21 protein-coding genes are annotated in these 24,440 nt (G+C 53.2%); 16 read left to right on the forward strand and 5 right to left on the reverse strand.

The window, feature by feature from the left end; translation table 11 throughout:
- Positions 1 to 128: 128 nt before the first annotated feature.
- Positions 129 to 968 (reverse strand): pyrroline-5-carboxylate reductase, encoded by an 840-nt coding sequence (proC, locus tag JQC72_RS13245; RefSeq protein ID WP_205496437.1) that lies wholly within the window; start codon positions 966 to 968, stop codon positions 129 to 131.
- A 461-nt stretch (positions 969 to 1,429) separates the two neighbouring features.
- Between proC and JQC72_RS13250 the strand changes: the two genes are divergently transcribed.
- The 15 genes from JQC72_RS13250 (at position 1,430) to JQC72_RS13315 (ending at position 15,048) form a co-directional block, all read left to right on the forward strand.
- Positions 1,430 to 1,969 carry a DUF402 domain-containing protein gene (locus JQC72_RS13250; RefSeq protein ID WP_205496439.1) on the forward strand — a complete coding sequence of 180 codons (540 nt, stop codon included), beginning with the start codon at positions 1,430 to 1,432 and terminating at the stop codon, positions 1,967 to 1,969.
- Between the two features lie 11 nt (positions 1,970 to 1,980).
- Positions 1,981 to 2,508: a signal peptidase I gene (gene lepB / locus JQC72_RS13255; protein WP_205496441.1), complete on the forward strand. Its 528-nt coding sequence runs from the start codon at positions 1,981 to 1,983 to the stop codon at positions 2,506 to 2,508.
- 253 nt (positions 2,509 to 2,761) lie between these two features.
- Positions 2,762 to 3,541: a GTP-sensing pleiotropic transcriptional regulator CodY gene (gene codY / locus JQC72_RS13260; RefSeq protein ID WP_205496443.1), complete on the forward strand. Its 780-nt coding sequence runs from the start codon at positions 2,762 to 2,764 to the stop codon at positions 3,539 to 3,541.
- Positions 3,542 to 3,731: 190 nt separating this feature from the next.
- On the forward strand, positions 3,732 to 4,892 hold the full coding sequence (locus JQC72_RS13265; protein WP_205496445.1) for a serine hydrolase domain-containing protein: 1,161 nt from the start codon (positions 3,732 to 3,734) through the stop codon (positions 4,890 to 4,892).
- A 150-nt stretch (positions 4,893 to 5,042) separates the two neighbouring features.
- Positions 5,043 to 6,809 (forward strand): ABC transporter ATP-binding protein, encoded by a 1,767-nt coding sequence (locus JQC72_RS13270; RefSeq protein WP_205496447.1) that lies wholly within the window; start codon positions 5,043 to 5,045, stop codon positions 6,807 to 6,809.
- Positions 6,810 to 6,846: 37 nt separating this feature from the next.
- Positions 6,847 to 7,266, forward strand: a complete 420-nt coding sequence (locus JQC72_RS13275) for an anti-sigma regulatory factor (protein WP_205496449.1) — start codon at positions 6,847 to 6,849, stop codon at positions 7,264 to 7,266.
- Positions 7,267 to 7,321: 55 nt separating this feature from the next.
- Entirely contained in the window at positions 7,322 to 7,456 is a 135-nt protein-coding gene (locus JQC72_RS16615; RefSeq protein ID WP_302104840.1) for a hypothetical protein, read from the forward strand.
- Positions 7,457 to 7,838: 382 nt separating this feature from the next.
- Entirely contained in the window at positions 7,839 to 8,786 is a 948-nt protein-coding gene (cyoE, locus tag JQC72_RS13280) for a heme o synthase (protein ID WP_335342464.1), read from the forward strand.
- 67 nt (positions 8,787 to 8,853) lie between these two features.
- Positions 8,854 to 9,870, forward strand: a complete 1,017-nt coding sequence (gene coxB, locus JQC72_RS13285; RefSeq protein ID WP_302104857.1) for a cytochrome c oxidase subunit II — start codon at positions 8,854 to 8,856, stop codon at positions 9,868 to 9,870.
- Positions 9,871 to 10,091: 221 nt separating this feature from the next.
- Entirely contained in the window at positions 10,092 to 11,861 is a 1,770-nt protein-coding gene (gene ctaD, locus JQC72_RS13290) for a cytochrome c oxidase subunit I (protein WP_419179873.1), read from the forward strand.
- Positions 11,858 to 12,484 (forward strand): cytochrome (ubi)quinol oxidase subunit III, encoded by a 627-nt coding sequence (locus tag JQC72_RS13295; RefSeq protein ID WP_205496453.1) that lies wholly within the window; start codon positions 11,858 to 11,860, stop codon positions 12,482 to 12,484. Before ctaD ends, JQC72_RS13295 begins: the two co-directional genes overlap by 4 nt.
- 17 nt (positions 12,485 to 12,501) lie before the next feature.
- Positions 12,502 to 12,813, forward strand: a complete 312-nt coding sequence (locus JQC72_RS13300) for a cytochrome C oxidase subunit IV family protein (protein WP_205496455.1) — start codon at positions 12,502 to 12,504, stop codon at positions 12,811 to 12,813.
- Between the two features lie 358 nt (positions 12,814 to 13,171).
- The gene (locus JQC72_RS13305; RefSeq protein WP_205496457.1) at positions 13,172 to 14,041 is read left to right on the forward strand and encodes a cytochrome c oxidase assembly protein; all 870 of its coding nucleotides are present in this window, start codon (positions 13,172 to 13,174) and stop codon (positions 14,039 to 14,041) included.
- A gap of 136 nt (positions 14,042 to 14,177) precedes the next feature.
- Positions 14,178 to 14,534 carry a hypothetical protein gene (locus JQC72_RS13310; protein ID WP_205496459.1) on the forward strand — a complete coding sequence of 119 codons (357 nt, stop codon included), beginning with the start codon at positions 14,178 to 14,180 and terminating at the stop codon, positions 14,532 to 14,534.
- Between the two features lie 64 nt (positions 14,535 to 14,598).
- A complete protein-coding gene (locus tag JQC72_RS13315) occupies positions 14,599 to 15,048 on the forward strand; it encodes a DUF420 domain-containing protein (RefSeq protein ID WP_419179871.1) in 450 nt (149 codons plus the stop codon).
- A gap of 214 nt (positions 15,049 to 15,262) precedes the next feature.
- Here JQC72_RS13315 and JQC72_RS13320 read toward each other — a convergent pair whose 3' ends face one another.
- The 4 genes from JQC72_RS13320 to JQC72_RS13335 all read right to left on the reverse strand — a co-directional run bounded on the left by JQC72_RS13320 (position 15,263) and on the right by JQC72_RS13335 (position 23,228).
- The gene (locus tag JQC72_RS13320) at positions 15,263 to 15,571 is read right to left on the reverse strand and encodes a hypothetical protein (RefSeq protein ID WP_205496463.1); all 309 of its coding nucleotides are present in this window, start codon (positions 15,569 to 15,571) and stop codon (positions 15,263 to 15,265) included.
- 480 nt (positions 15,572 to 16,051) lie between these two features.
- A complete protein-coding gene (locus JQC72_RS13325) occupies positions 16,052 to 20,566 on the reverse strand; it encodes a glutamate synthase-related protein (protein ID WP_205496465.1) in 4,515 nt (1,504 codons plus the stop codon).
- Positions 20,567 to 21,048: 482 nt separating this feature from the next.
- Positions 21,049 to 21,441 carry a globin domain-containing protein gene (locus JQC72_RS13330; RefSeq protein ID WP_205496467.1) on the reverse strand — a complete coding sequence of 131 codons (393 nt, stop codon included), beginning with the start codon at positions 21,439 to 21,441 and terminating at the stop codon, positions 21,049 to 21,051.
- Positions 21,442 to 21,932: 491 nt separating this feature from the next.
- On the reverse strand, positions 21,933 to 23,228 hold the full coding sequence (locus JQC72_RS13335; RefSeq protein ID WP_302104858.1) for a glutamate-1-semialdehyde 2,1-aminomutase: 1,296 nt from the start codon (positions 23,226 to 23,228) through the stop codon (positions 21,933 to 21,935).
- 316 nt (positions 23,229 to 23,544) lie between these two features.
- Between JQC72_RS13335 and JQC72_RS13340 the strand changes: the two genes are divergently transcribed.
- Positions 23,545 to 24,440 (forward strand): protein kinase family protein (locus tag JQC72_RS13340; RefSeq protein WP_205496471.1); only part of this gene is annotated, 896 nt, incomplete at its 3' end.

The following is a 24,440-nucleotide window of genomic DNA, read 5'->3' on the forward strand; positions in this document are numbered from 1 at the left end:
ACGGCCCATTGACGGATACCTTGACATGAAAAGCCGTCTCCGATCGTGCCGAATCATCAGGAGACGACCTTTATCGCACGGGACTTGATCATCAGACCCTCCCTCTGCCTGCGGGCAGAGGGTTTTTTTTATGATTTGACAATGGTTGTGAACGCGTCGCCCAGTTCTTTCGACCGCTCTTTGGCGCGGAAAATGGCCGATTGAACCGCCTTCTCGAATTGATACTGGCGGAGTGTTTCCAACCCGGCAAGGGTTGTGCCACCTGGAGAGGTGACTTTGCGTCGCAGTTCCGCCGGTTCCTCTTCGGTTTCGATCAGCATGTGAGCGGCTCCCAACAATGTCTGCAGCGTGAGCTGCCGTGCAATATCGGCCTTGAGACCGGCTTCGACACCCGCTTGCTGCATCGCCTCCACCATATAGTAAATATAAGCGGGACCGCTTCCGGACAGGCCCGTAACCGTGTCCATGGCTTCTTCCGGCACCTCCACGACGATGCCGATCGCCTGAAACAGACGATGTGCCGATTCCATGTGTTCATGCGTGGCCCATCTTCCTCGGCAGATGGCTGTTGCCGACAGTCCGATCGTACAGGAGGTGTTGGGCATGGAGCGGATCACTGCGGTGCCTTCCTTCAGATGGCGCTCGATGAATGCGGTGGAAATGCCGGCTGCCACGGAGATCACCAATTGATCGGGGCGGATCATGGGGCCCCATTGTGTGAGGGCGTCGGGAATGTCTTTCGGTTTGGCGGCAAGTATGACGATATCCGATTGGACAACGGCGTCCCCTTTGTTTTCGGGGATCTGGACACCATACTCCCGGTTCAGGTATGCTAATCGCGCGCGGTTTTGCCGATTGATGACCATGATCTGCCCGGCTTCGGCCATGCCCTTTTTCAGCAGCCCGGCAATCATGGCCTCTGCCATCGATCCCGCTCCGATAAAACAGTATCGAATTTGGCGTTCCATCATGATACCCTCCTTTTTTCAGCCGAAAAATAAAAAACCCCTTCCGTCCAAGGACGAAAGAGGATTTCTTTCGCGGTACCACCTTGATTGGCGCCCCGGTGGCGCCCACCTCTGCCGCGGTCTGAAACCGCGCAACCTTGATAACGGAGTGTGCTCCGGTTCCGGTTTGTCACCGTCCGCTACGGGGGTGGGTTCAGGTCGGCATCCCGGCAGAACCTTTCAGCCTGTGGATTCCGCTCTCTGAGACGGTAGCGCGGCCTTACTGGCCCCCGTCATCGCGTTTGAGAAAATGCGATCCGTTGTTGTTCCATATATTATGAACGGGAATGAAGGATCATGTCAAGGGGAATAAATGATTTAAAAATGGAATATCTGGACGGTTTTCAAAGATTTTGTGTTTTCTTGTTTTACTATTCGTCCAATTTGGCAATAAAGAGAAATGGATAGAGAGGGATCGCCGGATGAACAAGGGTGACATCGTACGCATCGAAAGTTGGAAACATGACGGTAGCCTGCATCGTGTGTGGAAACAGTCTGTGGTACTATTCCCCGGTGAACCGCTCATTCTCGCAAACCATGATGTCGAAGTCGTCGAGTCTGACGGGCAGAAGTGGGTTTCTCCGGGTTTGGCGATTTGCCAGTTTCATAGAAATGAGTGGTTTCATACGATACTACTGTTTGATGAACAGGAGAAGCCCTGCCGATACTATACCAATATTGCATCTCCCTGTCGGATCGAAAACGGTGTGATCACCTACATCGATTACGATTTGGACATGATCGCCGATATCAATCTTCGCTATCGGTGGGTGGATCAGGATGAGTTTGAAGCCAATCGGCGGAAAATGGATTATCCGAAGGAGGTTGTCCGCGAGGTAGAGCGGGCGGTCAAACGTTTGGAAGAACGGGTCAGGCGTCGGGAAGCGCCGTTCAGTCCTTCATTTGTGAGAAAGTGGTATCATCAATATCTTCTTTTCAAAAAAATACGATTGATGGAGTGAAGTGAAACCAAATGAAGTGGCGCAGTACCCGTTGGCTCCGTTGGATCCGCATGATGGTGATGGCCGTTTTGGTGGCACTGGCCGTCAATCAATTCGGCGTCGCGCTATCCGTCGTCAACGGAACATCGATGCAGCCGACGCTGGAAAACGGTGACCGATTGCTTGTCAACAAATTTTCCTTTTTGTTTGAGAAGCCGAAAGTGGGGGATGTGATCACCTTCGAAGACCCGTCGCAAGAAGGACGGTATCTGGTGAAACGGGTGATTGGCACACCCGGTGACCGGATCGAGATCAAAAATGGCGCGGTCTATCGAAACGGGGAACGGATCAATGAACCTTATGCGAAATGTCCGGTGGAAGACGGAGATTTCGGACCAGTGACGGTCAAACAGGGAACCGTGTTTGTCATGGGAGACAATCGACAGCGATTTGCCAGCAGAGACAGTCGCTACGAGAGTGTCGGTCTGGTACCGTACCATTTGATCGACGGAAAAGTGGAGTTGATCTTGTATCGACCCTCATTGGAAGCTTTCTTGTAACGAAAGGGAAACATAGGAAGGGGAATCAATTTGCAATAATAGAAAAAGTCAAAAAGAGTTCACAAATTGATATACCGAAATTCGTCAAATGGCTCATAATAGTGTAGGTGCGACCTCTCCGTTTCGGAAGTATACCAAAAAACAAAAGAGGGTTCGAGAGGGGATTGTTCCCGATATCCCTGGAAAAATAAGGGACTCTTGAAGACTTTAAGAAAATAAAAAGGAAAAAGAAAATCAAAGGAGGAACTGTTCAATGGATCTGTTGAACAAAACCCGGCGCATTTCGCGCATCCTGCAAAAAAATGTCGGTCATCACCTGGTCGATTTCGATGATGTGGCTCAAGCATTGTGTGACGTGATTCAAGCCAACATCTACGTGGTCAACCCGGACGGCAAACTGTTGGGAGTGGCCATCGACCATGAAATTGAAAACGAACGGATGCAGCAATACCTGCGGGAACGGCAGTTTCCGGCCGAGTATGCCCGTTTGTTGATGGAAGTGGAAAAAACGACAGCCAACATCAGTGTGGAAAGTCCGTACACGGCTTATCCGACGGAGATGAAAGACATGTTCCGCACCGGATATACGACATTGGTACCGATCGTCGGCGGTGGTGATCATTTGGGGACGCTGGTCCTGTCCCGCCTGAACCAAGAGTTCGTCGATGACGACCTGATTTTGGCCGAGTACGGAGCGACCGTTGTCGGAATGGAAATTCTGCGCGAGCGTGCCGGCCAGATCGAAGAAGAGGCCCGCAGTCGTGCGGTGGTGCAATTGGCGATCAATTCGTTGTCTTTCAGCGAATTGGAAGCAGCCGAGCACATTTTCAAAGAACTGGACGGCAACGAAGGATTGCTGGTGGCCAGTAAGATTGCCGATCGCGTCGGCATTACCCGTTCGGTAATCGTCAACGCGCTTCGCAAGTTGGAAAGTGCCGGTGTGGTAGAGTCGCGTTCGTTGGGGATGAAAGGAACCTATATCAAGATTCTCAACCCGAAACTCTTGCCGGCGTTGGAGAAAGCCCGCCATTGAGGTACATGGGATCAAACGGCTCTGAATGGGGATAGCCCCCAGACAGAGCCGTTTTTCTTTCTCAAACTTCCCCCGTCATCGAATCGTGAGGGAAGGGGAGGCATATATTGTCGGGAGGGGATGATCCCGATACACGTGAGATGGCAAAAGCGTGATTGGCGTTGGTTGATGCTGTTGGGATGCAGCCATGATGATCGGTGTGTCGGTCTATGGGAAGATACCCATTCTGTTCTCGTCCATAATCGGACAACCGGAGGAAACGGGGATGAAGCGGATCGAATGGACAGAAATCGACGGGATCATGCAACAAGCTGTGAAAAAAGGCGTGATTCCCGGAGGTGTCGTACTGGTGGCCCGAGACGGCAGGATCGTCAAATTACGGGCATACGGTTGGTCCGCGCGGTATCGGGATGCCCGAAAAACCCCCTTGCCACAAGCGGTTCCAGCCACGACGAATACCCTGTATGATGTGGCTTCGTTGACCAAATTGTTCACGGCAACAGCAGTGATGCGTCTGATTGAACATGGACGGCTCTCGTTGGATGCACCTCTGGGGCGTTATCTTTCCGATTTTGCCGGTGAAGGAAAAGAATCCATCACAGTCCGTCATCTGCTCTCCCATACAAGCGGATTGCCGGCCAATTTGCCGCTATACCAGACTCCCGGACCGCCGGAAAAGCGGATTAGGTTGGCGATGGGGGCAAAACCCGTGGCAACTCCCGGAACCCGATACATATACAGTGATATCGGCTATATGGTGTTGGGCGAATTGGTTCATCGTGTTTCGGGAAAGTCTCTGGACCAATATATGCAAGAGCAGATCCTGCAACCACTCTCCATGTCTTCCACCGCATTTCGGCCGCCGGACGCATGGAAAGCGAAGATTGCGCCGACCGAGGAGCAAACCGTTCCTTTGCGCGGTCTCGTCTGGGGGGAGGTACACGATGAAAACGCCTGGGCGTTGGGAGGAGTGGCCGGGCATGCAGGATTGTTTTCCACGGCAGGTGATCTCGCCCGGTTCGGTCAGATGTTTTTAAACGAAGGATCATGGGACGGAGTGCGGGTGCTTCGTCCATCATCCGTCCGGGAAATGTTTCGGTTGCAAACACCTGCTCTTTCCCATGTGGAGCGCGGTCTCGGATGGGAACTCCATCAGCCGCGGGACAGGGGAGAACATGCTGAGGGGAAACGGGCGGGCCATACCGGTTTTACGGGAACGTCCATTGTCTTGGATCGTGAGGAGGGTTGGATGCTCATTGTATTGACCAATCGGGTTCATCCCACACGAGAAGGACCGTCCATCGCCATGGTACGCAAACGGTTGGCTGATGCGGTGGAAAAAGACCGTTGAACAGTGAGGAAGGACAAGGGGACAGCACTTTCGCCTCTCGCCAGTCCTGCATCTTTTTGGTATAATTCATTTGACAACTTGCGACACCTGACGATCCTAGATGTCAGCGTGCGGACATATTGGCTATCCTATCGTTCAGGAGAGGATTGCATGGGCAGTATTCGGAGGTATCTCCGTTTTGTACGGCCCTATCGGAAGCACATTGTGTGGACGATGGTGGTCGGCATATGCAAATTCGGAATCCCCTTGTTGCTGCCATTGGTCCTGAAATATGCCGTGGACGACATTTTGTTGGTCCAGCTGCCCGCAGAAGAGAAAGTCAGACGGTTACTCTGGCTGTTGGCGGGGACTTTTTTCGTTTTTACTTTCATTCGTTATCCGATTGAATATTACCGGCAATATTTCGCCCAATGGACGGCGAGCAAGGTATTGTATGACATACGCAACCGTTTGTTTGATCACCTGCAAAAGCTGTCATTGCGGTTTTATCATAATCAGAAAGTGGGACAGATTATTTCCCGGGTAATCCACGATGTCGAACAGACAAAAGAGTTTGTCGTGACCGGGATGATGAATGTTTGGTTGGATTTGTTCACCATTTCGTTTGCCGCGGCAGCGATGGCGTGGATGGATCCGTTGATGACAGTGATCGCTTTATCCGTGTTTCCCTTGTACGGCGTGGCGGTCAAATATTTTTACCAACGCCTGCGCCAACGAACCAAAGAGCGTTCCCAGGCGCTCGCCGAGCTGCAAGGACATTTGCACGAGCGCATTCAGGGTATTTCCGTCATCCGTGCCTTTCACTTGGAAGCGCATGAACAGGGACAGTTTTTGCGGCGTAACGGGTATTTTCTCGACAGAGCCTTGGCCCATACCCGTTGGAATGCCCAAACATTTGCAGTCATCAACACCATCACCGATTTGGCCCCCATTTTGGTCATCGGATTTTCCAGCTACTACGTGATCCATGGTCATATGAGCATCGGGGAAATGACCGCATTTTACGGATACGTGGGATTGATCTACTCCCCGATCCGCCGACTGGTCAACGCATCCACCACTTTGACCCAGGCTTTGGCATCAATGGATCGTGTGTTCGAGCTGATGGACGAACCCTATGAGATTACGGACCGTCCTGGCGCTGTCCCCCTTTCACAAGCGGAAGGAAGCATCCGTTTTGAAAACGTGACATTTCGTTATCATGAACACGGTGATCCGGTGTTGACCGCTGTTGATTTGACCATTGAACCGGGGCAGACCGTCGCCTTGGTCGGTCCCAGCGGAGGGGGTAAATCGACTGTCGTATCGTTGATTCCCCGTTTTTATGATGTTCAAACGGGGAGCGTAAAGGTGGACGGCAGGGATGTACGCGATTGGACACTGGCCAGTTTGCGCAGTCACATCGGAATGGTGTTGCAGGATAACATTCTGTTCAGTGGAAGTGTGTTGGAAAATATCCGCATGGGACGACCGACGGCTTCGTTCGAAGAGGTGGTGGCCGCCGCGAAAGCGGCCAACGCACATGCTTTCATCATGGAACTGAAAGACGGATATGATACGGAAATCGGGGAACGGGGGGTCAAACTGTCTGGTGGACAAAAACAACGCATTGCCTTGGCACGAGTATTTTTGAAAGACCCCACCATACTGATTTTGGATGAAGCGACATCCGCATTGGATTTGCAATCCGAACGCCTGATTCAGGAATCACTGGATCGGTTGGCAAAAGATCGTACCACCATCATTGTGGCGCATCGTCTCTCCACCATCACCCACGCCGATCGGATCTACTACATTGAGGAAGGACGGGTGAAGGAATCGGGCACGCACGAGGAGTTGATGGCCCTCGGCGGGAAATATGCAAGATTGTTTGCCGTACAGCATTTGGAGCGCCACGGGGAAACGGTCAGTCATTGAAGAAACGAGTGCCCATCGTGAGACGGAGGGGAAAGTAGTGAGAAAGAGATTCCGGGTTCGATATGAATGGGATATCGTCTCCATCCGCAGTGAAATTCGGGAGATTGCGGGGCAGGCGGGGTTTGACGAGCTGGATCAGGCGCGGATCGTTCAGTCGGTTTCCGAGTTGGCCCGGAACGTGGTTCACTATGCGGAAAAGGGACTGATACTCGTCGAGACCGTGGAACGTGACGGGAAAGAAGGATTGCGCATTTTGGTGCAGGACTTGGGGCCCGGCATCACGGATGTGGAAGAAGTGTTGCGCAAGATGGATACCCCGACCGTCACCGAAAATTCCGGCTTGCAACAGGTGAGAAGTTTGATGGACGAATTTTCGATTCAATCAGTGGAGGGCAAAGGTACTTGTGTGGAAGTGATCAAATGGCGGAAGACGGCGCAAACGATCCAGGACAGCTGATTCATCGGCGCTGCATTTTCCACTTTCACTCCAAAAGGAGGACCGGAGTGTCTCGGTGGAGTTGTCAGCGCCGATTTTGTTTGGTTTCGATCAAAGCGCTTTTATGATGGATTTATCTATGTTTCCATATTATGAACCTTTTTGGGCTGGCCTTGACGCCTTTCTTTTTGATCAACTAAAATGGGAATGACATCCGAGACTTTGCCTTCTCGTTGCCAACTTATTCCTGTTGTTTTGTCATGATGGATCAACGGAAAATATCATGTAAAGCGTTTTCCCGCTGTGGCTTCGCGTCGAATGGCGACCCGGGTGGGGGCGGAAGCGGTTCGCCATCCTCCTTTTTTTTGCCCGGACGCATTCGTCCGACGCCGGATGTATAAGGGAGATTCACTGAAACGGATACTATAGGTAACTTTTCATTTACAGAGGTAAGCAACCGTGGGTTTTTGATACAGCACTGGCAAAAGGCCGGTCTTGATGAATTAAAGGAACCCGGTAGCGGGTCCGAGCCGGCACCGCAATGATGCTATCATCGCTGGCGAAGTCCGGCCAAATGAAAGGAGGTCTGCGCTGTGGAACGACCGTTGACACGAGAAACGTCCGTCGATCCCATCATGTCGACCGAACCGTTTATGACGACTCCGAGCAGAGCGACATGGCGAGATTATCTCAACATCACGAAGCCCGGTATCAATGTCTCCAATCTGTTGGCGACGTTTACCGGGTTTTGGTTGGCCGGACCTCGTTCGCTTGACCTTACTTTGCTGTTCTTCACGCTATTGGGAACGGCTTTGGTCATCGCCGGGGGATGCACACTGAACAACTTCATCGACCGGGATATCGACCCTTCGATGGCACGAACCCGTAACCGCCCGGTAGCTTCCGGAAAAATCGCTCCCGCTACCGCTTTGCGGATGGGCATCCTTTTGACCGTGGCCGGCATCTCGGTGTTGGCGCTGGGAGCCAATCCGTTGGCGGCGGTTCTGGGGATGATCGGCTTTTTTGTATATGTCATGGTTTATACTGTTTGGCTGAAACGGACGACGACGCTGAACACGGTGATCGGTGGCATTTCCGGTGCCGTACCGCCGATGATCGGTTGGACGGCAGTCACGGGCAATGTGGATCTTCCCGCTTGGATATTGTTCCTCATCCTGTTCATGTGGCAACCGCCGCATTTCCTGGCGTTGGCCATGCGAAAAGTGGAAGATTACCGAGCCGCGGGTGTCCCGATGCTGCCCGTCGTCCGTGGTTTTATGGAGACCAAACGGGCGATCATGGTGTACGTGGCAGCGATGATCCCGTCGTCCCTCTTCCTGTACCATACGGGGGTCGTCGGAAAGATCTACTTTTTCACTGCCATCGTTCTCGGGGTCATCTACTTGGTTTTGTCGATTGCCGGTTTCTTCACGAAAGACGATGATCGATGGGCGCGGCAGATGTTCTTGTACTCCTTGGTTTATTTGACGACCATCCTCTTGGTGATGATAGTGGATAAAGTTCCTCCCGTCGCCGGATAAAGGCGGCGGGAACGCATCCACTGCACAGCCAAGTTTACGCGATGAGAGAAAGCGAGGTTTGAAGGTGTTGAGACGACGGCAACATTTGTGGCGTTATCTGTTCGTGTTTGCGGCACTGGCGCTTCTAATGACCGGTTGCGGTGACCCGAGATTGAACTCCCTGGATCCTTCGGGACCGGCTGGGGAAATGCAATTATCGTTAATCAAGCTCAGTTTGGGGATCATGATCGGTGTTTTCACCGTCGTGACGATCATTTATGTCTACGTGCTGGTTCGCTACCGGCAGCGCCCGGGGCAAAACGACATTCCCAAACAGGTTGAAGGCAGCACTAAATTAGAAATTCTCTGGACGGTTATCCCGATCGCCTTGCTGGCGGTACTGGCGGTGCCGACCATATCGGCCACCTTCTCCTTGGCAAAAAAACCGCCGCAGGGACAATCCGTCGAGGTGAAAGTGATCGGGCACCAGTACTGGTGGGAGTTCGTCTATCCGCAATACGGTATCCGTACCTCTCAGGAGCTGCACATCCCGGTGGGGAAAAAGGTGCACTTCGAAATCACTTCCACCGATGTCATCCATTCGTTCTGGGTGCCCAACCTGGGCGGTAAAATGGACGCCATTCCCGGCAAGAAAAACAATATGTGGCTTCAGGCCGACAAGCCGGGACGTTATGTCGGGAAATGCGCAGAGCTCTGCGGTGCAAGTCACGCATTGATGGATTTTACCGTGATCGCACAAACGCAACAAGATTTTGATAAGTGGGTCAAAGCGCAACAAAATCCGCAATCCATGGCAACGAACAAAACACTGGAGCAAGGGAAACAACTGGTGGCACAAAACTGCATCGGCTGTCACGCCGTGCGTGGTGCGGGTTTCCGTTACGAGGGCAAAAAAGGACCGGATCTGACCGGTTTTGGTCAGCGTACGACGATTGCCGGTTTCCTCCCGCATGACGAGAAGCATTTGCAAGCATGGCTGAAAAATCCGCAAGCCTTCAAACCCGGGGCGCGGATGCCCAAGATCGGATATTTGGACGACCAAGAGATGAAGGCGCTCACTCAGTACTTAATGAGTTTGAAATAACAAACGAATGTCGGAAGCCCCTTTGCCGGAAGGGGAATGGAACCCAATGGACGGACGTTTGAAGGAGGGACACCATGGGAGCGTTTTTAAGCGTGCTGGTCTTCGCCATGTTCATCCTGGCCATCTTCACCGGCGGTTACAACGACCGCTTTCTTGAGCGGGTACGCAACCATTGGCTGTGGGACTGGCTGACCACTGTCGATCATAAAAAGATTGGGATCATGTATTTTCTATCCGGTTTTGTCTTCTTCCTGATCGGCGGCATTGAAGCCTTGCTGATTCGGATGCAGTTGATCGTTCCGAACAACGGGTTCATGGTGGGCGACACATTTAACCAACTGCTTACCATGCACGGAACGACAATGATCTTCTTGGCGGCCATGCCGATGATTTTCGGCTTAATGAACGTGATTGTCCCGTTGCAGATCGGCGCTCGTGACGTGGCGTTCCCGTTCATGAACGCATTGGGCTTCTGGCTATTCTTCGTTGGGGGATTGCTGCTCAACATCAGCTGGCTGTTCGGAGGAGCGCCGGATGCCGGTTGGACGTCATACGTCCAGTTGGCGTTGAATCAGTACAGCCCGGGACCCGGTATCGACTATTACGTGCTGGGGTTGCAGATCTCCGGGATCGGCAGTATGATGGGGGCCATCAACTTTTTGGTGACGATCGTAAACATGCGGGCGCCCGGGATGACGTTCCTGCGCATGCCGCTGTTTACCTGGACTACGTTCGTCACTTCGGCTCTCATTTTGTTCGCGTTCCCGCCTTTGACGGTGGGGTTGCTGCTGCTGATGTTCGACCGTCTCTTCGGATCGCATTTCTTCGATGCGACCGGCGGCGGTGATCCGTTGATCTGGCAGCACTTGTTCTGGATCTTCGGTCACCCGGAAGTGTACATCGTCATTTTGCCGGCATTCGGAATCATGTCTGAAGTGATCGCGACGTTCTCCAAAAAGCGTCTGTTTGGATACTCGTCGATGGTGTTCGCAACCGTACTGATCGGGTTCCTGGGCTTCATGGTGTGGGTCCACCACATGTTCACCGTGGGTCTGGGGCCGATGTCCAACGCCATATTCGGGATCGCGACGATGGCGATTGCGGTTCCGACGGGGATCAAGGTGTTCAACTGGCTGTTCACGATGTGGGGCGGGCGTATCCGGTTCACCACGCCGATGCTGTTTGCGGTCGGCTTCATCCCGACATTCGTCATCGGGGGGATGACGGGGGTCATGTTGGCGTCCCCGCCTGCTGACTTCCAGTACCAAGACTCTTACTTCGTCGTGGCCCACTTCCATTACGTGCTGATCGGGGGCACCGTCTTCGGACTGTTTGCAGGCGCGTATTACTGGTGGCCGAAAATGTTCGGCAAGAAGCTGAACGAAACGTTGGGACGCTGGCATTTCTGGCTGTTCCTGATCGGATTCCACATGACGTTCTTGGTACAACATTGGTTGGGACTGTGGGGGATGCCGCGCCGGGTGTTCACCTATCAACCGGGTTACGGTTTGGAATGGGGGAACCAGCTGAGCACGGCAGGCGCGCTTTTGATGGGTGTCTCCATTATCTTCTTCCTGGTGAATATCGCCGTTACCGCTCGTCGCGGTGAAGCGGCCGATGCCGATCCGTGGGATGGCCGGACGCTGGAATGGGCGATTCCGTCTCCACCACCGGAGTACAACTTTGCGCAGTTGCCCTTGGTGCGTGAATTGGATGCCCTGTGGTATGAGAAAATGAACGGCAAGAAAGGTGTGGAGCCGGCCGAGCCGCTCGGTTCGATTCACATGCCGTCTCCGTCCTATCTGCCGATATTGATGTCGATCGGCTTCTTCATCGCCGGTTTCGGTTTCGTCATGCGGGCGATCCCGGCAGCCGTGCTCGGCTTGATCATGGTCTTTATCACCATGTTCATGCGTTCGTTTGAGCATGATCCGGGCTACCACATCGAACCTGAGGAAATTGAGGCTACGGAGAAGGGGGCGAAAGCATGAGCGATCACAACCAACTGAGCATGGCTCCGGAAATGCCTCATCACACGGAAACCTCCACGTTGGAAGGAAAAAACAAGATCTTGGGTTTCTGGTTTTTCCTCGGGGCCGAAACCGTCTTGTTCGCTTGCTTGTTCGGTACGTACCTGGCTCTTCGTCACTCCACGATGAACAACGGTCCGACCTCGGAAGAGCTGTTCAGCCTTCCGATGGTCGCCATTGCGACACTCATCCTGTTAACCAGCAGCCTGACAAGTGTGCTCGGCATTTTGGGCATGCACCGCGAAAATCTCAAGTCGATGCTCTTCTGGTTCGGTGTGACGGTTCTGCTGGGCTTGGCTTTCTTGGGATTGGAGATTTACGAGTTCATCGAATACGTGCATGAAGGGCACACCTTCACCCGCAACGCTTTTGGTTCTTCGTTCTACACGTTGGTGGGTACGCACGGAAGTCACGTGCTGTTTGGCGTCATCTGGATCACAACCCTGATTTACCAGGGACGGAAAAAAGGCATTACCAAGGAAACGGCGCCGAAATTCTACGTCGCCAGCTTGTACTGGCACTTTATCGACGTGGTTTGGGTGTTCATCTTCACCGTCGTGTATCTGTTGGGGATGATTTCCTAAGAAAGGTGGGATGACCGATGCAAACGTCGACGCAAACGACAACCTCCCAACAGCCGGCAAAAAAACAAGAGAGTGTGGGCAAGCATCTCTTGTCTTTCGCAGTGATGATTGTTTTGACCGCGATTGCGTTCGCGGCGGTCGGTTTGAAAATCATCCCGACCCATCTGGTGGTTCCGGTATTGTTGGTGATGGCGGCGATTCAGGTGTTCCTCCAATTATTCACCTTCATGCACCTGGATCAGAAAGGAAGTTTGTTCCCGATCATCTTCATTTTTGCAGGGATCTTTGTCGCCGTCATATCTGCATTCGGGATCTTCATGCTGTTGTAATCAATCAAACCCATCTTTGAAAATCCGGCCCCTCGTGTAAGAAAGCGCAGTCTTTCGCGAGGGGCCTGGTTTATAAGAAGATGAAAGCGAGCATCGGGCGGCTTCAGCCACTCGCAAGTCCGACAGCGTTTTGGTACAATCAAGCCATGCAGCGAGAAAACGCTCAAAACTGCCATGCGATACTGATGATGAATCAAAACAGAACCGGACGGACGAAGCTTTCAAGGATGGATGTGGGGTTGCCACACCAAACCCCGATCAAGTGCGAAGCCCCACGCCGAACAAAGGGAGTCTCTCTGGGTGCTTCAACCATATGGAGCAAGTCACGGATGGGAATCCCTGAACCGGGAGATGATGGATGATGCACTCTCATATGCACCATGCCGCGCATGCCGGATCGCCGGTCGCGAGCTGGTTTCATTGGGAAGCGATTTTGATCGTACTGTTGTTGGGAATCGGTTATGCATGGTACACGGGACCGCGACAAAAACGCCTGGGTACAACGAGTCCGGTACCCATTCATCAGAAAGTGTGGTTTTACACAGGCTTGGTATTGATCTATGTCGCGCACGGCAGCCCGTTGGCCGATTGGGGACACATATCGTTCAGTGTGCACATGCTCCAGCAATCCATCATGTTTTTGATGATGCCGCCGGCCATTTTGCTGGGGATGCCGCCGGATGCGGCCAGAGCGATCGTCAAACGGATACCCAAGGGCTTGTTCGCGATTTTGACCCAACCGTTGAGTTCGATATTGCTGTTTAACCTGCTGTTTTCGTTGTATCATGTGCCTGTCATTTTCGACACCCTCATGAGTCAGTCATGGTACCATGTCATCAGCCATACACTGCTGATCTTGACCGCTTTCATGATGTGGTGGCCTGTGGTCTGTCCCGTACCTGAGTTGGACAAACTGAGCGAGCTGAAGAAAATCGCGTACATTTTTGCCAATGGCATCCTGCTCACACCGGCCTGTGCACTCATCATCTTTGCCCGTGAGCTGTTGTACGCGTCATACGGGCATGTACAGGTTTTCGGTTTCCTGCCGCCGATCGATGATCAGCAGTTTGGTGGCGTGATCATGAAGATCATTCAGGAAATCGTGTATGGAATGGCATTGGGGATTACCTTTTTCCGATGGGTGAAAAAAGAACGTGCCAAAAGCGATGAGCAAACGGATGCGGTCGCCGTTCGCATGCGCACAGCGGAAGGCGACGGGCATGCGTGATCAGGGCGGTTTCAACCAGCCTCGTTTCGACAAGGCAGGCGATCGACAACCTGTCATTAAAGCGAAAGACGTCTCTCAATCGGAGTGACGTTTGCATGGCTGGTTTGGCGTCCCAAGAGAAGAAGAGCTTTTTTCGATGAGTGACCTGCGAGCGGTGCAATTGCAAGCGCAAAGAGAACCGCCATTCAACAAAACGGATTCTGCCGGATTCGCCCTAGGGCGTGTCTGGCAATTCCGTAAGGGGACCAGGTTGTCCAAGGTGAGCGACGACCCCGGCCGAGCATCGATTCGGGGAAACGCAGGAAACCCCATCACGGGCGATTTCCTCTACACGAAGCATATGGAGCCTCTTTCCCGAGTTCCCCGTTCGTTTGCAGGGGCAGTTGGAGAGCGCAAACGGAAATACGATGCGGACGATATGGATCAACCCTGTCAAGGTTGCGCAGTGGGGACGGGAAACGGATTGCTCATGGAATTTTGTCCCCAGTCGTAACATGATGGACCAAGCGGAACCTTTTTCGATCGGGGTTGCAATGTTGATAAGGGGTGGAATGCAGGTGTCGATTTCGATGTTACTTGCAACCGTCAGCACATCATGCACGGTCACCAGCGCCATTTGCATGGCTGCGGGATGGGTGGCCATCAAAAAAAAGAAAGTGGACGTGCACAAACGGTTGATGTGGCTGTCCGTTTTTTTCGCATTTTTGTTTTTCGTCCTGTATATGTCACGGACGGTGTTGATCGGCAATACCGCTTTTGGCGGCCCGGAAAGTCTGAAAACCGCCTACAACGTGTTTTTGGCGGTCCATATCTTGTTGACCGTCCTTTCGCCGGTTCTGGTGATCACTACCATGACATTCGCTTATCGGAAACGATTTGACCGCCATAAGCGTCTCGGTCGCCGCGCCGCAGTGATCTGGTTTGTCACTGCGATCACGGGAGTGATGGTTTACCTGCTGTTGTTTGTCATCTTCCCGCCGGGTCCGACCACCAATCATTTTCAGTAACTTCAAAGCTCAAGAAGCCGATTCCTGCCAACCATATGGTGGAGGAATCGGTTTTTGTTAGCAGTCACATCTGTTTGTGTGCAATATCGGATGTGGACCACGAAATCGCGCATCAAATGCATTTGGAGTAAAAAATGTGGTAACCATAGGTCAGGTAGTTGATTGTTTTGGGGAGGACCCTCCTCAAAATGGGTGACCCTTCCGTTGTAAATTTTCAAAAAACTTTGTTCGGAAGATATCTCAGGGCTTGTTTCAAGCGGCGGACCTCTTCATCAATCTTTTTTTCATCTAGATTGCCATAACCCAAAATTACTTTGTTACGGTGTAATCCTTTTTGTATCGAATGGAGTTCTACCGGATAGATTTTGACTTTGTGTTGATGGATACGAAGGAGAGTATTTTCATGAAACGCTACATTTTTAAACTCTGCGATTAAGTGAAGACCCGTAGAATCACCGGTTATGGATACTTGGTCTCCGAATGCTTCTTTGAGGCAAGATTTCAGACATTGTCTTCGGCTCATGTACAACTTCCGCATCTTGCGAATGTGGCGGTCCAAGCTCCCGTTATGGATAAACCTCGCGAGGGTGATCTGTTCCAATGATGGAGTGTGCAGGTCATAAAACCATTTCAGCTCTCGGCACCGTTGAACCAGGGTTCTCTCGCAGCCCGACAGAATTTTGGTACAATCACAAGTCGAGAAGTGCGAAAACACTTAAAACTACGATGCGAGCAGAGACTCGTTAAACCTAAAATCACCGAGACTTGGACGAAGCCATCGTGTATGGATGTGGGTAGCCACGCCAGATGAAGCGAGAAGGCCTCTGGTGCTTTAGCCGAGCGGAGCAAGTCACCATCATTTTCCCATAAAAATTGGTATACATATTCCCTGAAATAGGTGCAAATCAGCAAAAAAACAGAGTCCGTGACGGAAAAGGGGAGAGCGACTGAACGCTCTCCCCTTTCTGCAGTGGCAAATCAGAATAAGAGGTGATATATCGCCTTATTCCGTCGAAATGGACGGATCGGCTTGCACTTTGTGAGGAATGACTTGCATGAACGATACACGCGGGTTTTCCGCGAGTTGAGCCACTTTCTCGGCTTCGGCTTGCTGACCGGAACGTTCCAGCTCCTCCCGGTAATAGCCCAACAGCTCCCGGATGTCTCGTTCTCCCTGATCATCCAACGGTTGCAGGGAGACTTTGGCACCCTTGGCGATCCGGCGTTGAAGGGCCTGTTGATCCAATCCGAGTTCCGGAATCAGTCGCAGGTAAACCCGTCCGCCTGTCATGCCGGCACAGATCCACGGTCCGGGATCGCCCATCACGACGGCCCTTCCGTTGGTCATATATTCAAAGGCAAAACCTTTGATATTGGCACGTGCACCGATCATGCCCAAATCGTCGCGGATCGGTCCGCTCGGCTCACCGCCGATGATGACATCGGCGCCGGAGAGGCGGATTCCCGCACGTGAGTCGGCGTTACCCTGCACGATGAACAACCCTTTTTGTGCACCGTAGCAGAAGCTTTTTCCAACCGATCCGTTAATCATCACGCCGTTGGCACCCGGCGATTTCAGAATGCTCACCCGTCCGCCGAACGCCGTTTTGCCCACTCCATCCTGTGCACCGCCATGGACCACCATGCGGACGCCTTCCGCGTTGAATGCCGCCAAGCCGTTGCCCGGAATCGAGCCGTGTTTGAACGTGAGCGACACTTCCGGCAAACGCATGTAGCTGCCGTCCAAACGGTTGCGGACGCGGGCGCCGGAGATCCGGCTTCCCATGACGCGATCCGTGCTGTTGACGTCTGCATACGACTCGGATACCGGACGATCGAACGTGATCCTGTCCGCCAAGACAGCTTCGGCTTCTGCCCCAACCGCCACTTTGAGATCGTCGGATTGCGACGTGACGGCGATTTCGCTTGCCGCAGACTGTCTCCAATCGATCGCGATCGGACGCAACAGGTCGGACAGGTCCACACGCTCCAATTCACGTACTTGTTTCAACAAGTCGGAGCGGCCGACCAGGTCTTGCGTGCGCGTAAATCCGAGTTGTGCCGTCAACCTGCGGATTTCTTCGCCGAATGCGGAAAACAGGCGTACCAGTGAATCGACGGCATCTTCGTATACGCGGGGAACGAAACGACGCAAACCTTTTTCTTCCGCTTCCTCCATCGATTCAATCTGCGTGGCGATCCCCACGTGGCACGTATCCAAGTGACAACCGCGACAGGTGGTACATCCGATGGCCAGCATGGCCAAGGTACCGAACCCGATCCGGTTGGCTCCGAGCAGCATCATTTTGATAACGTCCAAACCGCTCTTCAGTCCACCGTCGGCCCACAGTTCCACCTGATCACGGATACCGGCTTCCACCAATGCATTGTGGGCCGCTTTGACACCGATCTCCGCGGGCAGTCCCACATGCTGCAGGGCGTGTACCCGTGCGGCGCCGGTACCGCCGTCAAATCCGCTCAAGGTGATGATATCCGCCCCTGCTTTGGCGATCCCGACGGTGATTGTGCCGATGTTGGGAACGATGGGCACTTTGACGATGACTTTGGCGAATTTGTTGGCCGTTTTCAGCTCCGTGATGATTTGTGCCAAATCCTCGATCGAATAAATGTCATGATTGTTCGACGGCGAGATCAGGTCGACTCCGGGCGAAGCATTCCGCGCCGCGGCCACTTTTTCGGAAACCTTGACCCCAGGCAGGTGTCCGCCTTCACCCGGCTTGGCGCCTTGACCGATTTTGATCTCCAGAAGCAGGGCGGAGTTGACCAGCTCCACGTTGACACCGAACCGGCCGGATGCGATCTGGTGTCCGCGCGTACGCGGATATTTGCCCAGCATGTCTTTGATTTCTCCGCCTTCACCGTTGAGGCTGACCATGTTCAGCCGTTCTGCCGCTTCCGCATATGCGCGGAAGGCGGTTTCGTGCTGAGAACCGAACGACATGGACGAAATGACAAGCGGCAGGTCGTGATCCCCCACGCTGATGTCCACTTCATCCGGGGAGACCGGCGTTGCCCGATCCAAGTCCAGATCGGCCACATGGCGCAAGCTGATCGGGTTTTGCTTTTCCAGATCCTCCAATTTTTCCGCAAATTCGCGATACGAGATGGCACCGGAGGCCACTTGACCGATCGACTTCCATACCCGCGGCCAGAGATGGAATGTTTTGGCCGGTTTCGCCTTGTTGGAGGCATAATCCTCGTAACGCGCCTCCGCATCTTTTTCCAGGTCGCTCCAAGACGTGCCGGCCTGCTCCGAACCGCAGTAGTTGACGATATTGAGCACATCGGCGATTTCCGGATGCAGACCGATCGACGAGAATAACCGTGCATAACCGCGCAATTCGTGAATTCCGATCGTGGAGATGATTTTCTCCAAACCTTTGTTGATCGCCTCAAACAGGTTGGCAGCGGACTTGTTCTCTTTTCCGATGATGGTGGCGAACATCAGGTACGGGTTGACCGCATCCGCTCCCAAACCGACGGCGATGGCGATATCGTGCAACGAGCGCAGGGCGGCCGAACGGAGCACAATGCTGCATTCGCGGCGCCAGTTTTGGCCATCTTTTGGCCACGGAGCGGCTTTGAGTGCCTGGTCCACTTTGGAGACGGCCAAGTGCGGATCCAAGAACAACCGATCTTCCTGATGGCAGCCCGCATCGTCCAAAATCAACAGGCTTTTGCCGCTCTGTACGGCTTTGAGTGCCTGTTCAGCGAGCTGTTCCAACCGCTCCTTGACTGAGCTTCCGCGCGGATAGGAAAGCGAAAGACGCTCCGTCAACCCTTTGTCTTCAAATAATTGCATCAGCGATTCATAGGACAGCGTGCCTTGTGACGATTGCAGCTCCACCCCGTCGTTTCCTTCCACCAGAACCGGGGAAGGCAATTCGACGCGCAGGGAGGTGGTGGTCTCCTTCTTGTTCAGGAGCGGACGGCGTCCCAACACCACCCGGGTGGAGAAATGCTCCATCTCCCGTTCGCGGTCGATCGCCGGGTTGGTGACGACAGCGACGCTTTCTTTGATGTAGTCGGGAATGTTTTGCCGGGATTTGGACAATGCGGCCAAAGGACCGTCATGCCCGAGTGAGCGAATCGGGTCGCTGCCGGTATCCGCCATTTGCTCCACCAGTTGAATCTGCTCCCGATCCCATCCGAATGCGGCGTAGGCTTGGTCCGTCGCAGGCTGCGTTTCTTGCGGCGTTGCAGTGGTTTGGGGCAACCGGGAAAGATATTGACGGTATTCTTGGAAATCGGTGCGCTGTTTGGCGCGTTCCAGCACGATCTGTTGCAGTTCGTGGTTCGGGATGAATGACACGGTCGGTGCCAGCCGCACACCAACGGTTTCACCCGGCGCGAGCGGTTTGGGTTCGCTCACCATCCGATCGACGGGAATGATGCCTTGCTCGGATGAGAAATAGTAACATCGTTCGCTTTCCAACATCCACAGCGGACGGAGTCCGAGCGCGTCGACACGGAAGGCGCATTCATCGCCGTAACGGGAAACGATCCCCGCCGGGCCTTGGGCGAACGGTCCCCATGCTTGACGGTAGTAGGTATAGAGATCCTGCAACTCAGCCGGCAATTGATGGATCTCATTGATAATCGGGGGAAACACCATTTCAATCGCTTCCAGCAAAGAAAATTCATAGCGATGAATCAGTGTTTCCATCACCCGGTTGAGATCTTGCGAATCGCTTCCTCCTTCAGCGAGCGGAACGCCGATCATGTGCGCTTCGTCGCCCAGTTTCCGCACTGTGTTGATCTCACCGTTGTGTCCGAGCAACGAGAACGGCTGAACACGGAAAAAGTTGGATAATGTGTTGGTGGAATAACGGTTGTGCCCGATCGTGGCCACCGTTTGAAATTCCGCTTTGCCGAGGTCGTGGAAATACTTGGGCAACAGGTTGGCCGCTCCCATTACTTTGTATACAACGGTGCGATTGCTGAACGAAGCGACTTGAAGAGGGAAATCCCGTTCCAACTGGATGACCAGGTCAAACAGACGGGCCGGCAACCGCTCTGCTGATTCCGCACGCAAGGCGATCTGCCAGAAATGCGGCTCGTCGGCACGACCGTTTTTTCCCAGTACATGGCTGTTGACGGCATCGATCGCCTCCACGAGGATGCGTAACCCATTTTCTTGCAGGATCTTGCGGATACGATCCTGCAGGGAAGAGAGTGTCATGTCGCCACGTTTGGGCACGAACAGGTGGGCGACGGCAAACGTCTCTTCATATGCCCATTCCGATGGATAACCGGCTTGGGTCAGTTTTTGGGCCCATAATGCCCGAGGAATGTCGGTCAATATACCGCAACCGTCCCCTTCACCGTTGATAAAACCGGAACGGTGTTCCATTTTGATCAGCGCATCAATGGTGTCCAACAAGTTGGCACGCGTCGGTTTGCCGTTTTTTTCGATGATGGCGACAATTCCGCAACTATCGTGCTCTTCCGACAGCAAATTTTGAAATCGACCGATGTCAGCGTTGACTTTTCTCATTGGATCCGGTCAGCGTTGACCTGTTCACCTCCATTGGAAGAATGATCCCTTCCGCGATCGACTCTCCTTTCCGCAATTGACAGATTTATCTGAAAACCCATGATGGGCCATAAAGGTATGTTGGTCATGCATGGAGGAAACGAGCGATATGACTGCAGGAGGAGTATCCGGAAGGTTGTTATGAAACGGCAAGTATAGAATAACATGAATCCCGATGGGAAACAAGAGGCTTTGATGATTTTTATTCAAAAAAGGGTGTTTTTATACGTTGGGAATTCAGGTTGTGCCTTTTGGGACGAAAGGAGTGTTTGGAGTGAAAGATAATGGAATTCCGTGGTTTTAACGTATCTGTTATACCAACGAAAATTTGGTTGGATACGAGAAAGCGCTTTCAACAAAAATGAATAAATATACAATCGGGTTTGTAAATAAACAGAAAAATCTGCTGATTCCATACAGGATAGAGCCGCCGCAAGGACGGTTCAATCCCCGGCATCATCCGGTGTATTCACCATGTGGTGGGCGGCGATCACCAACCGATTCCACATCTCATCACGTGCTTCGCCGGTCACGCCGACTTCATCCAACGCTTCGGCCATGCATTGCAACCATGCTTGCGCTCGTTTCGGCGTGATCGGAAAGCGCAAGTGTCGGGCGCGCAACATCGGATGACCGTGCACGGATGTGTATAATGGCGGCCCGCCGAGAAATTGGGTGAGGAAGCGGTACTGTTTTTCCTTGACCGGCTCCAGATCTTCCGGAAACAACGGTTTCAACAGTGGATGTTGTTGCACGCGTGGATAAAAAGCTTTGACGATGCGTCGCACCGTTCGGTCCCCGCCGATCTTTTCGTAAGTGGACTGAATGGAATGCAATGGCTTTTCCTCCTTGATGAATCCGAACTTGATTCGGCTCCGGCAAATGCGGCCCAACGTTTGCCTGGTTATTGCAAACGCGGAGAAAAGCGAAATTCGTCTCCCACCCGATTGGCTCTCGTCCCCGGGATGTGTCTGGTCAATATTGCCCACATTGCTTTCCCGTCTCGCTCCACCTGCGCCCTGCAGGGAAGCGGATGATGACCGCTCCGACCCGGTCAGCACAGGACGCGGGCAAAAATACGATTCGCTTTGAGGAAATTGCCTGCGATTGTCGCGCTTCCCGATTCTTCGCTCAGTCTGGGCTTGGGCCTTTACTCGCCCGGGAAAACATTGCCCCCTTGTGGAATGATCAGATACACCCTGGCCGCAAGGGTACGGGAACAGTGGTGGGAGACTGCGGTTCGCTTTTTTGCAAAAAGACCTATGTTTTCCTGTCAAATCGTGGCCGGACTGACCAATAGCGCATCGCGGATCATCAGTTGAACCGGTCAGGATTTCTTCATTTGTTTAAAGGTGCGATCCACTGCCTGAAGCGTATCGGATATGTCTTCTTCGGAATGGGCCAAAGTCAGGAACCAAGCCTCAAATTTGGACGGTGCCAGGTAGATGCCTTCTTCCAGCATGAGGCGGAAGAAGCGGGCGAACATTTCGCTGTCAGCGCGTTGCGCCCCTTCGTAATCGATGACGGGTTCTTCCGTGAAATAGACCGCAAACGCGCCACCCTGCCGATTGATTTGCACCGGTATCCCGTATTTTCGGGCCAATTCCCCAATCCCGTCGGCCAATCGTTTGCCCATCTCATCCAACCGTTCGTAGACGCCCGGGCGGGACAACACTTCCAAGCAAGCGATTCCGGCTGCCATCGACAAGGGGTTACCCGCCATCGTACCGGCTTGGTACATCGGTCCCATCGGCGCCACTTTCTCCATGATTTCCCGTCTGCCGCCGTAAGCACCGATCGGCAATCCCCCTCCGATGATTTTGCCCAAGGCGGTCAAGTCGGGTTCCACTCCGTACATCGTTTGAATGCCACCGTAATGGAAGCGGAAGGCAGTGATCACTTCATCGTAGATCACCAGACCGCCGGCTTGATGCACCCACTCGTTGACCTTTTCCAGAAAGCCCGGCAGCGGAGGGACGATGCCGAAATTCCCCACCAGCGGCTCGACGAGTACGGCTGCAATTTGGTCACCCCAGCGGTCCAACGCTTCCCTCAGGGCATCCAGGTTGTTGAAGGGCATGGTGATCACTTCTTGTGCGATACTTTGCGGAATCCCTGCACTGTCCGGGATGCCGAGCGTGGACGGCCCGGATCCGGCAGCGACCAGGACCAGGTCGGAATGGCCGTGATAGCATCCGGCGAACTTTAATATTTTGTCCCTTCCGGTATACGCCCTGGCGAGACGAATGGTGGTCATCACCGCTTCGGTTCCGCTGTTGACAAAGCGGATTTGCTCGCAAGAAGGAATGGCTTCCCGTAACATGCGGGCGAATCGGATTTCTTTTTCCGTCGGTGTCCCGTATAAAGTCCCATCGGCGGCTGTTTGCACGATGGCCTCCGTGACGGCGGGATGGGCATGACCAAGAATAATGGGGCCGAATGCCCCCAGGTAATCAATATACCGGTTGCCGTCTTCATCCCAAAAATAAGCGCCTTTCGCCCGCTTCATGAACACGGGGGCGCCGCCGCCCACCGCGCGGAAGGAGCGGGAAGGACTGTTGACTCCGCCCACAATGACGTCCAGCGCTTGCTCATACAATTGTTCCGAACGTTCCCGTTTCAGTGCCAATGTTGTTCCTCCTCTTCTTTCCCCTTTCTCTATTTTATGGGTGTCAATCGGATCAGGGCAAGCGCGGATCCGGGGGATTCGGTTCCGCAATGATACAGAAGGGGACGGTTTATTCTACGCAGAGGATTTTCGCTTCTTGTCACCTTTCGTCGTTTCTTGTAAGGGGCGCTGTTTGTGTGATATTCTGAATCTGTTAACAGTGCACGATGATCATGCTGTTGATGAAGCAATCGATACGAGTATTCGATGACTTGGATCGATGTTTGACAGCTTCACATGTCAGTTTTGAGTGGATTTGGGGGCGAGAGCATTGTCGTTCTTTGCGGTGGGTGATCGATACCGTGACACCTACGAGATCGAGGTGGTTTTTCCTTTTTTCGACGGGGAATTGGCGATCGCTCGATCAGGAGATCAACGGTTTTTGTTGCAACATGCTCAATTGAAAAAACAAGCTCCCTCTCGTGCGATTCAACAATATCGTTCGCTGGATCATCCGCTGATTCTCCCCTATCGGGAAGTCTACACGGAAGAACGTTCACTGGTGTTTATTCGTCCCTATGAACCGTTTCAACCTTTGTACGATGCAATTCGACAACAACCGGCATCCGAGGATGAGCTGGTTCGCTGGGGAAAAAGTTTGTTACATATGGAAGCGTATCTACGCAGCAAACCGCTTCCCATGTATTTCATACTCGACCCGCGCAATATCGGGTTGACGGCCGATGGAAAGCTGATCGTACTGTATTGCGGTTTGCGCCAGATCACGGCCTTGGAACCTTCCTTGGATTGGGGATCTTTCTTCTACATTCTGCTCACCGGAGAGATGCGCGAGGAGCCGCTGGACAAAATCTCCGCAGACGCACCTTTTTCCAGGCCTATGATCCGCCTGCTCCAAAAGAGCTTGCGCAACCAATCCGTCGATTCCGTCCTTTCGCAGATCGAAAACTACGAACGGAAGAAAAAAGGAAAAGGCTTGTTGGATCGATTGTTCGGGGATCAAGCGGAGGAAGAACAACCGCAAATGACGCCGAACCGGATCGTAGTGCCGACATTGGTCCCGTCGTCATGGAAAGAAGCAGCGGAGCGTGAACGCTTGGAGCAGGAGCGTTTGGCGCGTGAAGCAGCGGAGCGGGAACGCTTGGAGCAGGAGCGTTTGGCGCGCGAAGCAGCGGAGCGTGAACGCTTGGAGCAAGAGCGTTTGGCGCG

Source organism: Polycladomyces zharkentensis, from assembly GCF_016938855.1.
In the GTDB taxonomy this organism is placed as follows: domain Bacteria; phylum Bacillota; class Bacilli; order Thermoactinomycetales; family JIR-001; genus Polycladomyces; species Polycladomyces zharkentensis.